Origin of the sequence: Legionella rowbothamii (genome assembly GCF_900639985.1) — a bacterium.
Lineage (GTDB): Bacteria > Pseudomonadota > Gammaproteobacteria > Legionellales > Legionellaceae > Legionella > Legionella rowbothamii.
The window spans coordinates 263,189-276,076 of record NZ_CAAAIM010000003.1; the positions used below are offsets into that span (position 1 = coordinate 263,189).

The following is a 12,888-nucleotide window of genomic DNA, read 5'->3' on the forward strand; positions in this document are numbered from 1 at the left end:
ATCTTCTAGGGAAGGAAGACTCATGCTGAACCTACTTCGTGAACAGCCACGTGCATTTCACATGATTTTTTTGTTAGAGTTATGGGAGCGGTTTGGGTTTTACACAGTTCAAGGGATTTTAACACTCTATTTCATCCGTTATTTAGGTTATAGCGACGTAGAGTCCTATTATACGTTTGGCGCTTTTTCCGCCTTAGTTTATGGTTTGATTGTGATAGGCGGCTATTTAGGCGATTCCATCTTAGGCACTAAACGAACCATTGTGCTGGGTTTAGTGGTTTTATCGGCTGGATATTTTGCCTTGGCAATCACTGATAAAGAACATGTATTTCTTGCTCTAGGATTGGTTTGCGTCGGTAATGGCTTATTCAAAGCAAATCCATCTAACCTATTGGCTAAGTGTTATAAGCCTCAAGACTCGCGATTACATGGTGGGTTTACTTTGTATTACATGGCTATCAATCTAGGCAGTATGATTGCTTTAGTTGTCGGTCCGGTGATTGCCAGTCGCTACGGTTATTCTTATGCCTATTTAATGAGCTCGATAGGACTCATATTGGGATTAGGTAATTATTGGTGGCAGCGCAAGCATGTTGCTCATATTAATACCCTTGCCGATCAACGGCGGATCTCCTTAGTGCAATGGCTTGTAATTTTTATTGGTGTTTATCTGCTTACCGAGTTTTCCGCGTATTTATTACAACATGTTTCTTTAGCAAAAAATTTATTCTGGGCTATTACTTGTGTGGTGATGTTGTATTATGGGTATTTAGCTTGCAAAGAAAACAGAGCTGCGATGCTTCGGATGATCGTGGCGTTGGTACTGATGATCGAAGCGCTTATTTTCTTTATTTTATACCAACAAATGCCTACGTCACTTAATTTATTTGCCGTGAATAACGTGGTTCCACATTTTTTTGGAATCACCATCGATGCCCAAAGCTTTCAAGCTTTAAATCCAATTTGGATTATTTTGATGAGTCCTGTTTTAGCTTCTTTATATTCCCGACTTAACCAAAAAGGGGTCCCATTTTTTACGCCCTATAAATTTGCCTTAGGCATGACTATGTGTGCTTTAAGCTTTTTAGTATTATATTTTGCGCGCTATTTTTACACTGAGAATGGCATGGTATCTTCATGGTGGCTCATAATTAGTTATTTATTTCAAAGCGTTGGCGAACTTTTGGTTTCTGCCTTAGGGGTAGCCATGGTCGCAGAGTTAGTACCTCTGCGCATGACCGGCTTTGTCATGGGGATCTGGTTTTTAGCTTCCTCCATTTCTGGTTTCATCGGCGCCAGTGTCGCATCGTATACCGCTTTGCCCGAGCATGTTAAGCCAGGGGTGCAGTCACTCATGCTTTATACGGATGTTTTTGCTTGTATCGGTTTGGTTACTTTGGCGATAGCTTTTTTAATGTGGATCATCGCACCTTATTTAAGCCGTTTTATTGTAATAAAAAAGGTAACGGTTAAGGCAGAAATGGATAATGCAGAATATTCGGTAATCTAATAAAAATGGCACTGGAACCTCTGCTTGAATTCCAGTACCATTTTGTAATCTAGCTTTAGAACTCGCTTATCGATGTCGGAAACCGCCGCCGCGATGAAAACCGCCACCATGCCAACCGCCGCCGCGATGCCAACCACCATGATAACCCCAGCCACCATGATGCCCCCATCCGCCTCTCCAGGCACTATTTCTGTACCAGGCATTGCGATAACCGCCCCAGCCACCATAGTAGGTATTATTCCAGCCAGGGTAATACCCTGTATAGCCTGAATAGGAGTAATTATTGGGAGTGGTGGTTGTGGTGACATAACAGCCACTTAAGAATAGAGTGGGCACAAACACTAATAATGCGATAATTGTTTTCCTCATGTTCGCCGTCCTTGATCAATGTTCGTCTTTTAATTATATATCATGATTTTTATTTGAGCAAAGAGGGCGCTGAATAATCTAAAAGTGTTATCGCTGAGAATAGTGACATTATCCTTATTAGCCCAGCGTAATACGGCTTGGATACAAAGTTAAGCCATTCTATGATATTAATCTAAGGATAAGGCCCTAATGGCTTTAATGTAATTTTTTGATTAATCATTGTTTCTTTGAATAAATGGAAATTTATTGGGAAGAAGCTAAGTAGTCAACAAAGTTTGTTCAAACTATGTACAATTTATGGTTTGTTATTGTATAATTGGCTCGTTAACAAATTAATGGGGATTAGACATTGGTTAATATTTATGTAGATCTCAGTTCGCATTCTCAGGAATTACTCAGTAAATTTCAATTTGCTTGCGGCTTTGAACAACAAAAACCAATACCAAGCTCCCTTGAGCTGACTTTATTTTTATCATGGTTTCATGAGCAACCGCCTGTGCTTGCTTCGCCAACACATTCGCAACAAGAAATTGATTTTCTTCTCCTTTCATTACGTACCGAACTGCTACATGATTTATGTTTGGCAATGAATGGCGATGTGAATATTGCTAACAAAGCTAAAAATGATTTGTCATTGTATGATACTGTAAAACTGGGATTACTCACGACGGCAGGGATGTTAGTTGTTGCCTGTGATGGTTTTGATTGTGTGGTCACGATTATGAGCATTTTTGCTTTGCCTGCTGCGTTTATTCTGGCGAGTGGCTTTATTTTCTCCACTTTATCAATTATTGCTTTTTGTGGTTTTGAGCTGGCTAAGTTATCTGATAGTTTAGGGGTTAAACTCACGGATGCTTACAAGCTCCTTGATGTTTATTTACAACAGTATAATGAAATAAAGAACATCAGAAAGAAAATAGCAAAATATTCTTTATTAGGACTTCCTGAAGATGAATTGCCGCAATTGGAACAGATTACTACTTTGCTGGAGCAATGTTTTACCCAACTTAGTGCGGTAAGCCATCAATTCGAGGAGGCTCGTTATAGTGGGCATCTCCATTCAGTTAAATTAGCTTTATCAACAATTTTCGCGGCATTACGGTTTGGTGGTAGTTTTTGCGCCGCGCAAACCGTTTCTTTAAGCCTTTTCGGACTTATTATGACCACGGTCTCACCAGCATCCTTGCCCGTATTATTATGTAGCACTTTGGTTGGTTTGGCTGCTATGAGCTTATTCTGGTTTGTTGAGTTTCCTGGTTTAGAGTTTTTGGTGAGTAGCTGGCTGGGGCTTGATGAGACCCGAATTGCTGCTTTATGTAATCGTGACTCCTTGACGAGTGAACAAGAAAAATTAAGAAATTTAAAAAAACACATCCACGACGTCTTTGATACAAAACAGCAATTGGCTACGCTAAAGAAAAATGCAAGAACAGAAGACGAGCAAATTACTTCGATAACAGTAAACGCAAGTACTAATCGTTATTCATTCATGAGGAATAGTCAGCACATTGAACGGGATACGGCTAGTTCTTCAATGGGAATGGTAATAGGGCAAACATCTGTATTTTCTTTTTAGCACATGTAAGCTAATGCTTTTTTGCCAGGACTTGTAGGTTGCCCCCGTAAAGTTTGGGTGTGACTCGATGAATTGTTGGGGCTAACTAAAATCTAATAGTACGGACTGAAACTAAATACCCAAAATATTTTTAACAAAGGGAATGGTAATTTTACGTTGGGCCGCCAGAGAAGCATCATCTAGACGATTAAGCAATTGATGCAGGTCATGCATATTACGTGAGCAGCGACTAATCAGGAACTGTCCCACGCTTTCAGGTAAATCAAAACCACGCCGTGCCGCATGCAATTTTAATGTATTAATTTTATCCTCGTCACTCAGTTCCATCAGGTGAATCACTAAGCCCCAACTTAGTCGAGAGCGCAAGTCCGGCAATTTAATCGGCGAAGTAGTTGGCGATTGATTGCCCGAAATAATTAAAAGACTTTTTTCCATATCTTTGATTTTATTGTACAAATGAAATATTGCTTCTTCCCAGGCTGAATCTTCCGCAATCGCATCAATATCATCAATACAAATTAAGGCTTGCTCTTCTAAGCCTTCGAGTGCTTGAGGTCCCCATTCTTTAAGCAAATTCAAGGGAAGATAAATTGCAGATTCAGTGGAGTTAACTGCTTGGCAAGACGCTTGTAATAAATGAGATTTGCCACTGCCATTGCAGCCCCAGAGATACAGCAAACGATCTTCTTTGAGTGTGAACATGCGCTGTAATTGTTGTTGCAATAGCTTATTCTCACCCCAGTTAAAGTCAGACAGGGTTGCTTCATCATTTAATTTGATAGCTAAGGCTAACTGCTTATTCATTGAGACAATTCTTTTTTAGGCCAGGCTTTTCTGCTCCAGGTCCAAATGTAATCAACATAAGTTGTGGCTGTGGTGAACGTGGTTAAGCCGATGAGAGTATTTAAAATGTAACTAGGGAATTGAAAATAGGCTAATTCAAATAAACACGATGTGACTAACGTTAATTGGAGTGCTGTATTAATTTTACTTAACAGGGTGGGTTTAAAATCCAATTTACGGCGAATGAAATGATACCAAGCAAGAACACCCATAGAAATTGTTATGTCACGCAGGAAAACCAACGCTACCAGCCACCAGGGGAGCACATCTATTACCGCTAAAGCAATAAAGCTTGACGCAATTAATAGTTTATCGGCTAAGGGGTCAACAAAAGAACCAAAAAAACTTTGCCAATTAAAACGCCTGGCTAGGAGCCCATCCAAGCCATCAGTAAGTCCCGCAAGAATAAACGTATAAAAGGAATTAACGTATTCATGACGATACAAAAACATTAGAAAAGGAACGATCAGTCCTAATCGAAATAAGGTTAATACATTAGGTAAGTGTTTTAGTATCATAGGCCAGACAATAAATTAGTACCCTTTACTTTAGGGCTGTTTACAGACCCTAGATTAGTTGTCAAGGAAAATACGTTGTAGTAAATGATACACCTGAACAATCAGCTGCTGCAAGTTGACGAAAGTCGAAGATGTTAATATTGTGTATCGCCTTGGTAAATAAATGGACTCCCCGTGCATTATCCTGTCTTTTTATGGTATAGCCCTAGTTGCAAGCAAAAAGGCTATACCGGTTTAATGGCATTGAAAAATGAACACTGGGGAGTTTTTAATCATACTTTGATTACTTATCTTTATTCTTACGATAAATAATAGCCGTATTTCCGATTAGCTGTACTAACTCCGCACTTAACTGTTGGCATAGCTCATTAGCAATGAGTATGCGGTCTTCTCGCTCTGCGCCATTAATTTTAACTTTAATTAACTCATGAGCAAGCAATGCAACATCAGTTTCTGCCGCTACCGCTTCAGTTAAACCTTTTGCGCCAATAAGAACTACAGGTTTTAAATGATGGGCTTGGGCTTTAAGTGAGCGTCTAAATGATGTGTCCACTGCAAAGGATTCCTTAAAACTAATAATAAAATGGCAAATTATTGCACGTTTTGCTGGGAATAGGTAGTGAAATTCAGTATCATAAGTTAAATTGATATAAAATTATAAACAGTATAGTACTAATTATGAGTCGTACCAAAAGCAGTAAACGCTGGTTGCAAGAGCATTTTGATGATGTTTATGTGAAAAAAGCCCAGGCTGAAGGATACCGCAGCCGTGCAATATATAAACTTAAAGAAGTCGATGAAAAAGAGTCTTTGCTAAAGCCAGGCATGACGGTGGTTGATTTAGGGGCCGCTCCAGGAGGCTGGACTCAATATGTTTCTGAACGTCTACAAGGACGGGGGCGGATTGTGGCCTTAGATATTTTGCCCATGGATTCTTTGCCGGATGTAGATATTATTCTTGGCGATTTTCGTGAAGATGAGGTTTTGCAACAACTCATGGATTTAATCCCTGAGCGCAGCGTGGACTTGGTTTTATCGGATATGGCCCCAAATATGAGTGGTACGACTGCAATTGATATTCCACGAGCGATGTATTTAGTGGAGTTAGCTTTTGATTTCGCAGATAAAATGTTAAAGCCTGGCGGCTCTATGCTAGTTAAGATATTTCATGGTTCAGGTTTTGATGATTTAGTAAAACAGGCCAAAGCTTCTTTTGATAAAGTGGTCATTCGTAAACCGGCTGCTTCACGAGCGCGTTCAAAAGAAACCTATTTGCTGGCAAAGGGATACAATTTATAGTAACTTTATATATTAAGAATTTTGTCCTCTTAAAAATATAAAGCTTTACGCACTAACGAGGTTAATACTTTGAACGACATGGTTAAGAATTTGTTTTTATGGCTGATCATAGCGATCGTACTGGTCTCTGTTTTCAGTAATTTCGGGCCTCGAAACTCTGCTGCCGAGAAAATTTCCTACAGCCAATTTCTGAAAGAAGTCGATCAGGGTATGGTCAATACGGTAACCATTGAAGACGATAAAATCATCAAAGGGATAACTAAAAATAACAAACGCTTTGTTACCTATATGCCGATGCAAGATAATGCATTGCTTGGTGAGCTATTAAAAAGCAAGGTAGATGTTAGCGGACAAGAAAAGCAGCAAGAGAGCTTTTTATTACACTTGTTTGTAAATTGGTTCCCTATGCTCTTATTGATTGGTGTTTGGGTATTCTTTATGCGCCAAATGCAAGGTGGGGGCGGTCGTGGAGCTATGTCTTTTGGTCGTTCACGTGCCCGTCTATTAGGCGAAGATCAAGTTAAAGTAACTTTTGCTGATGTGGCCGGGGTTGATGAAGCTAAAGATGAAGTGAAGGAGTTAGTTGACTTCTTACGTGACCCAACCAAATTCCAAAATCTCGGTGGCCGTATTCCTCGCGGCGTTTTACTTGTTGGTTCTCCTGGAACTGGTAAAACCTTATTGGCTAGAGCGGTTGCTGGTGAAGCAAAAGTACCTTTTTTCACGATTTCTGGCTCTGATTTCGTTGAAATGTTTGTTGGTGTAGGCGCATCTCGTGTACGCGATATGTTTGAGCAAGCGAAGAAACACGCTCCATGCATTATTTTTATTGATGAAATCGATGCTGTGGGCAGACACCGCGGAGCTGGTCTTGGTGGCGGTCATGATGAGCGTGAACAAACATTGAACCAATTACTGGTAGAAATGGATGGTTTTGAAGGAAGCGAAGGGGTGATTGTTGTTGCAGCAACTAACCGTCCTGACGTTTTAGACCCTGCATTATTACGTCCTGGCCGCTTTGACCGCCAGGTTGTTGTACCGTTGCCTGATATTCGTGGTCGTGAGCAAATCTTAAGAGTACACTTACAAAAAGTACCTGTAGATAGTGGTATTGAAGTAATGGATATTGCACGTGGCACCCCAGGCTTTTCTGGAGCTGATTTATCAAATCTAGTGAATGAAGCGGCCTTGTTTGCCGCACGCTCAAATAAGCGCAAAGTCAGCATGGTAGAATTAGAGAAAGCTAAAGACAAGATTATGATGGGTGCTGAGCGCCGCTCCATGGTGATGGATGATAATGAGAAGAAACTAACGGCATATCATGAAGCCGGACATGCTATTGTTGGTTTATCTGTTCCTGAGCATGATCCAGTATACAAGGTGTCTATTATTCCACGCGGACGTGCATTAGGGGTTACGATGTTCTTACCCGAGCAAGATCGTTACAGCCATAGTAAACGTCGTTTGGAAAGTCAACTATCTAGTTTGTTTGGTGGTCGAATAGCGGAAGAGCTGATTTTTGGATTAGAAAGTGTTACTACGGGTGCATCGAATGACATTATGCGTTCAACAGAAATTGCACGTAAAATGGTTACTTCTTGGGGTTTATCTTCTCTTGGCCCGCTGACTTTTGGCGAAGAAGAGGAAGAAGTATTCCTAGGACGTTCTATGAATAAGCATAAAGAGATGTCTGATAGAACTGCTCAGCAAATTGATGATGAAGTTCGAGCCATTATTGATAGAAACTATCAACGAGCAAAAGAAATTCTGGTTGCCAATATGGATAAATTACATCTTATGGCACAAAGCCTGATTAAGTATGAAACCATTGATACGAAACAAATTCAGGAAATTATGTCAGGCAAAGAGCCTACTCCACCGCAAGATTGGGGAACAACCTCCCAGCCTCTGGACAAAGCTGATGCAGTCAATGATGCTCCTGCAAAATCAGGTGATACTGAGGTAAGCGTTAATCCTGCTGAAGAACACTAGTAGTTTTGAGTGAGATCAGTAGGTGAATTCTGAGCAATTTTTAAGCTGGCTTACTTGTCGCAGCCAGCTTCCCACGGGGTGTTATTCTGAAAAACCATTAATAATGGGAATTTTAAACGTAACTCCCAATTCTTTTTCTGATGGTGGTAAGTTTTTATCCCTGGATATGGCCTGTGAGCATGCCTTTCACTTAATTGGCTTAGGAGCTGATTTAATTGATATAGGCGGTGAGTCAACTAAGCCTGGGGCTGAGCCAGTATCAGTTGAGGACGAGCTGAATAGAGTGATACCCGTTATCGAACAAATTCGTGCTCATTCCGATGTTTGTATTTCAATTGATACAACTAAACCGGAAGTAATGGCCGCAGCAGTTAAGGCTGGGGCTAATTTAATTAATGATATTAATGCATTACGTACGGAAGGTGCACTGGAAATGGCCGCACAGTTAGCGGTGCCAGTATGCTTGATGCACATGCAGGGTGAACCCCGCACAATGCAACAAAACCCTCATTATCCTGATGGGGTTTATGAAACAGTGAGGCAGTTTTTTATTGAACGGATTAATGCGTGTTTGAATGCAGGCATTGAAAAACAACATTTAATTTTAGATTTTGGTTTTGGTTTTGGCAAACAAACGCAAGATAACTTATATTTAATAAAGATGCTGGATCATTTTGTTGAATTTGAAATGCCATTTCTGTTAGGTGTTTCACGCAAGAGTTCAATTGGAGCTGTGCTCAACAAAGAGGTGGATGGTCGTTTAATAGGAAGTATTACCCTGGCTGTGTATGCAGCATTAAAGGGCATAGGAATAATAAGAACGCATGATGTTGATGAAACACATCAGGCGTTAAAAATGATCGATTTAGTGGAACGAGCGCAATAGTCTAATAATAAGGTAGGAAAGGATGAGTCAACGTAAGTATTTTGGTACCGATGGTATACGTGGACATGTAGGATTATCAAATATTAATCCTGAATTTGTTTTAAAATTAGGTTGGGCCGTAGGGCGTGTGTTGGCAAATGGCCATCGGAAAAAGGTCGTTATAGGTAAAGACACTCGAGTGTCTGGTTATATGCTGGAGTCTGCATTAGAAGCAGGTTTATCTGCGGCAGGTGTTGATGTGGCCTTGCTGGGTCCAATGCCGACTCCGGCAATTGCTTATTTAACGCAAACACTCCGAGCTAATGCCGGGATCGTGATTAGTGCCTCACATAATTTATTTGAGGATAATGGCATCAAATTTTTCTCCGCTGAAGGAGGTAAGATTCCTGATAGTGTAGAGCTTGCTATCGAAGCAGAGCTAGATAAAAAGATGGAAACGGTTCCATCAGAACAATTAGGTAAGGCCACGCGTATTAATGACGCAACCGGGCGTTACATTGAGTTCTGTAAATCAACCATACCTTCCATGACTCGCTTATCCGGTCTCAAAATTGTGGTTGATTGTGCTAATGGTGCTACCTATCACATTGCCCCTAACGTTTTTGCTGAATTAGGTGCTAATGTTACTGCTATTGGAAATAAGCCTGATGGTTTTAATATCAATCAGGATTGCGGTTCAACTTCACCTGCACATCTGATTCAGAAGGTGCTTAGCACGGGCGCTGATATTGGTATTGGTTTGGATGGCGATGGTGACCGCGTATTATTAGTCGATGCAAAAGGTAATTTGATTGATGGTGATCAAATTCTCTATATCATTGCTAAAGATCGCCATGAACGTGGCGTCTTACATGGCGGTGTTGTTGGTACCATCATGAGTAATTATGGTCTTGAAATGGCTATTACCGAATTGGGCATTCCTTTTATTCGCTCCAATGTAGGGGACCGTTACGTCCTAGAGGCTTTACGAGAAAATAATTGGAAGATTGGTGGAGAAACATCAGGTCATATCGTTTGCCTTGATAAGACCACAACCGGTGATGGCATTGTCGCTGCATTACAAGTCCTATCTATTATGGTGAAACAAGGAAAGAGTTTACAGGAATTAACTGGCGGCATTTCTTTGCTACCACAAAGCTTGGTGAATTTAAAAACTACCCATGCCTCGTTACTCGCAAGTAATTCGGAAGTAATTCGTGTAGTAAAAAGCTTAGAAACTAGCTTGCAAGGTGAAGGGCGAGTCTTATTACGCCCTTCAGGCACTGAGCCTTTATTGCGAGTTATGGTTGAAGGTCAAGATCCGTCTTTAGTAGTGCAACAAGCACGAAAGCTATGTGATGACATCAGCCAAATCGAAAAAAGTCTCCACCATTAAAATAATCTAGCCTGGTTGCTCGCAACCAGGTTTTTCTTAAAATGGCAAAAAGCGTTCAGCACGCATCAAAGCTTACAAGAGCCCGGAGATGAATGTTCTTAGTGAATATAGGGATGGTAAAATATTCTTCAATATAGTGCACATCCATCACCCAATAACCCTTAAAGCTGCTTTTTTCATAAAAAAAACAACAATAGGACTACACATCTTAGGCGAGTTTGGGTATAGTCGCGGAGTTGAACGCGAGAGGGCAGCACATGAGGAAAAAAATAGTTGCTGGTAATTGGAAAATGAATGGTCAATTGCAGCAAGTGATTCAATTAACGAATCAGCTCAAGGAAATGTTGAGCATTCGCGACAAGCTTCATGTAGCAATTATGCCTCCCGCAATTTATATACCGCAAGTCAACCAATTACTTGCGATGAGCAGCATTGAACTTGGCGCTCAGAATGTATATCCGAAAGACTCAGGTGCATTCACTGGCGAGCTGTCTGGCCCAATGTTAAAAGAGTTTAATTGCCATTATGTTTTAGTCGGACATTCTGAAAGAAGGCATATTTTTCAAGAAGATGAAAAATTTGTGGCACAAAAATTCCACCATGTTAAAGAACATGATATGATACCTGTTCTTTGCGTCGGTGAAACGCTTGAAGAGCGTGAAAATGGACACACAGAGCAAGTAATTGCCAGGCAAATCCTGGCTGTAATTGAAAATAATAATAATTGCTTTCAGAACTGTGTTATAGCTTATGAACCTGTTTGGGCTATAGGCACAGGAAAAACTGCATCACCTGATGAAGCACAAGAAGTGCACCAGTTTATCAGGAAACTGGTTGGTGAAACTAATCGTGATGATGCTGACCGTTTATCTATTCTCTACGGAGGTAGTGTAAACGAAAATAATGCCGCGGCTTTGTTTGCTATGCCAGATATTGATGGTGGCTTAGTAGGTGGAGCGTCGTTAAATGCGAAACAGTTTGTGGAAATTGTGAAATGTATCAATTGATATTAGTTATTCATGTATTAGTGGCTATAGTCTTAATCGGCTTAGTCCTCATTCAACATGGTAAAGGTGCTGATATTGGCGCAGCTTTTGGTTCTGGTGCATCAAATACTTTATTTGGTAGTCAAGGAACTGGTAGCTTTTTATTTAAATTAACTGGTGGTTTAGCGCTAACATTTTTTGTCACTAGTCTATTGCTGTCTTATATGGTATCTGTACAATACCACAAAGTAGATCAGCTTGCTGCTCCTCAACAGAGTGTACCTACGAATTCAATTCCAGTACCTGTTGATAACAGTAAAGGTGATAAAAAAGAATAAAACACTTGGGGTGTTTACTATCCATTAAGTTGGATGGCAGACAAAACCTAATAATAAGAATTGCCGAAGTGGTGGAATTGGTAGACACGCCGTCTTGAGGGGGCGGTGGCGTAAGCCGTGCCGGTTCGAGTCCGGCCTTCGGCACCATTTAATCGAGCAAGGTGATATAATGCTATCTCAATACTTACCCGTTCTTGTATTCATAATCATCGGATTGGTTCTCGGCCTGGTGATGTTGGGAGCTGGTGCCCTGCTTTCAAAACATAGTCCTGATGCCGCTAAAAATGCACCATATGAGTGTGGGTTTGGCGCCTTTGAAAACTCTCATTTGCCTTTTGATGTGCGTTTTTATCTGGTAGCAATACTATTTATCATTTTTGATTTAGAAACCGCATTTTTCTTTCCTTGGGCTTTAGCCTTACGCAAAATTGGATGGTTTGGTTTTTTCGGAATGATGTTATTTCTCGGTTTATTAGTCATTGGCTTTATTTATGAATGGAAGCGTGGCGCGTTAGAGTGGGAATAACCTTAGAAGCGTGACAAATAGTTTAACGAATCGTAACGTCTCTTTTGTTGTTTTGAGTAAAGTAAGTGTTTCATAAACAGTTGTTTTAATTTTTGAGATTACTTATTAAGTCAAAAGACTCTAGAGACGTTACGAATGTTTTTTATTAATATTTAACTGCTTAGAGGCTAGCTATGGCGGTTGCAGAATTGCAAAAAAGTGGCTTTGTAACGACTTCGGTCGACAAACTTGTTGGATGGGCACGTAGTGGTTCTATGTGGCCTATGACCTTTGGTTTGGCATGTTGTGCAGTCGAGATGATGCATGTTGGTGCTGCGCGTTATGATTTGGACCGCTTTGGTATCATTTTCCGTCCAAGTCCACGTCAATCAGACGTCATGATTGTTGCAGGTACCTTATGCAATAAGATGGCTCCTGCTTTACGCAAAGTTTATGATCAAATGCCTGAACCACGTTGGGTTATTTCCATGGGTTCATGTGCCAATGGTGGTGGTTATTATCACTATTCTTATTCAGTCGTTCGTGGATGTGATCGGATTGTCCCTGTTGATGTTTATGTTCCAGGATGTCCGCCCACTGCCGAAGCACTGCTTTACGGTATTATTCAATTACAGAATAAAATCAGACGTAAAAACATATTAGAAGATTAAGCTCATCAAAGGTGCAAATT

General features: G+C 40.5%; 14 protein-coding genes and 1 tRNA gene. 11 read left to right on the forward strand and 4 right to left on the reverse strand.

What is annotated here, in order from left to right:
• Nucleotides 1–22: 22 nt before the first annotated feature.
• Nucleotides 23–1,510, forward strand: coding sequence for an oligopeptide:H+ symporter (locus tag E1P08_RS07870; RefSeq protein WP_133136481.1), 1,488 nt, complete (start codon nucleotides 23–25; stop codon nucleotides 1,508–1,510).
• Between the two features lie 66 nt (nucleotides 1,511–1,576).
• On the opposite strand, the gene E1P08_RS07875 is transcribed toward E1P08_RS07870, so the two are convergent.
• Nucleotides 1,577–1,879, reverse strand: a complete 303-nt coding sequence (locus E1P08_RS07875) for a hypothetical protein (protein WP_133136482.1) — start codon at nucleotides 1,877–1,879, stop codon at nucleotides 1,577–1,579.
• 349 nt (nucleotides 1,880–2,228) lie between these two features.
• Here E1P08_RS07875 and E1P08_RS07880 point away from each other — a divergent pair, with 349 nt between their 5' ends.
• Nucleotides 2,229–3,455 (forward strand): hypothetical protein, encoded by a 1,227-nt coding sequence (locus E1P08_RS07880; RefSeq protein WP_133136483.1) that lies wholly within the window; start codon nucleotides 2,229–2,231, stop codon nucleotides 3,453–3,455.
• Nucleotides 3,456–3,566: 111 nt separating this feature from the next.
• On the opposite strand, the gene hda is transcribed toward E1P08_RS07880, so the two are convergent.
• The 3 genes from hda to yhbY form a co-directional block, all read right to left on the reverse strand.
• A complete protein-coding gene (gene hda, locus E1P08_RS07885; protein WP_133136484.1) occupies nucleotides 3,567–4,259 on the reverse strand; it encodes a DnaA regulatory inactivator Hda in 693 nt (230 codons plus the stop codon).
• On the reverse strand, nucleotides 4,256–4,816 hold the full coding sequence (locus E1P08_RS07890) for a CDP-alcohol phosphatidyltransferase family protein (RefSeq protein ID WP_133136485.1): 561 nt from the start codon (nucleotides 4,814–4,816) through the stop codon (nucleotides 4,256–4,258). The genes hda and E1P08_RS07890 overlap by 4 nt, the downstream gene beginning before the upstream one ends.
• Before the next feature lie 283 nt (nucleotides 4,817–5,099).
• Complete coding sequence (yhbY, locus tag E1P08_RS07895) at nucleotides 5,100–5,369, reverse strand: ribosome assembly RNA-binding protein YhbY (RefSeq protein ID WP_133136486.1); 270 nt, start codon at nucleotides 5,367–5,369, stop codon at nucleotides 5,100–5,102.
• Between the two features lie 125 nt (nucleotides 5,370–5,494).
• Between yhbY and rlmE the strand changes: the two genes are divergently transcribed.
• The 9 genes from rlmE (at nucleotide 5,495) to E1P08_RS07940 (ending at nucleotide 12,868) form a co-directional block, all read left to right on the forward strand.
• Nucleotides 5,495–6,115 (forward strand): 23S rRNA (uridine(2552)-2'-O)-methyltransferase RlmE, encoded by a 621-nt coding sequence (rlmE, locus tag E1P08_RS07900; RefSeq protein ID WP_133136487.1) that lies wholly within the window; start codon nucleotides 5,495–5,497, stop codon nucleotides 6,113–6,115.
• 78 nt (nucleotides 6,116–6,193) lie between these two features.
• Complete coding sequence (gene ftsH / locus E1P08_RS07905) at nucleotides 6,194–8,107, forward strand: ATP-dependent zinc metalloprotease FtsH (protein ID WP_165485129.1); 1,914 nt, start codon at nucleotides 6,194–6,196, stop codon at nucleotides 8,105–8,107.
• 22 nt (nucleotides 8,108–8,129) lie between these two features.
• Entirely contained in the window at nucleotides 8,130–8,993 is an 864-nt protein-coding gene (gene folP, locus E1P08_RS07910) for a dihydropteroate synthase (protein WP_242602407.1), read from the forward strand.
• 22 nt (nucleotides 8,994–9,015) lie between these two features.
• Complete coding sequence (glmM, locus tag E1P08_RS07915) at nucleotides 9,016–10,368, forward strand: phosphoglucosamine mutase (protein WP_133136489.1); 1,353 nt, start codon at nucleotides 9,016–9,018, stop codon at nucleotides 10,366–10,368.
• Nucleotides 10,369–10,625: 257 nt separating this feature from the next.
• Nucleotides 10,626–11,375, forward strand: a complete 750-nt coding sequence (gene tpiA / locus E1P08_RS07920; RefSeq protein WP_133136490.1) for a triose-phosphate isomerase — start codon at nucleotides 10,626–10,628, stop codon at nucleotides 11,373–11,375.
• Nucleotides 11,363–11,692 (forward strand): preprotein translocase subunit SecG, encoded by a 330-nt coding sequence (gene secG / locus E1P08_RS07925; RefSeq protein ID WP_133136491.1) that lies wholly within the window; start codon nucleotides 11,363–11,365, stop codon nucleotides 11,690–11,692. Before tpiA ends, secG begins: the two co-directional genes overlap by 13 nt.
• Before the next feature lie 62 nt (nucleotides 11,693–11,754).
• Nucleotides 11,755–11,839, forward strand: a tRNA-Leu gene (locus E1P08_RS07930).
• 22 nt (nucleotides 11,840–11,861) lie between these two features.
• Nucleotides 11,862–12,218 (forward strand): NADH-quinone oxidoreductase subunit A, encoded by a 357-nt coding sequence (locus tag E1P08_RS07935; RefSeq protein WP_133136492.1) that lies wholly within the window; start codon nucleotides 11,862–11,864, stop codon nucleotides 12,216–12,218.
• A 173-nt stretch (nucleotides 12,219–12,391) separates the two neighbouring features.
• Nucleotides 12,392–12,868 (forward strand): NuoB/complex I 20 kDa subunit family protein, encoded by a 477-nt coding sequence (locus tag E1P08_RS07940; RefSeq protein ID WP_133136493.1) that lies wholly within the window; start codon nucleotides 12,392–12,394, stop codon nucleotides 12,866–12,868.
• Nucleotides 12,869–12,888 lie beyond the last annotated feature (20 nt).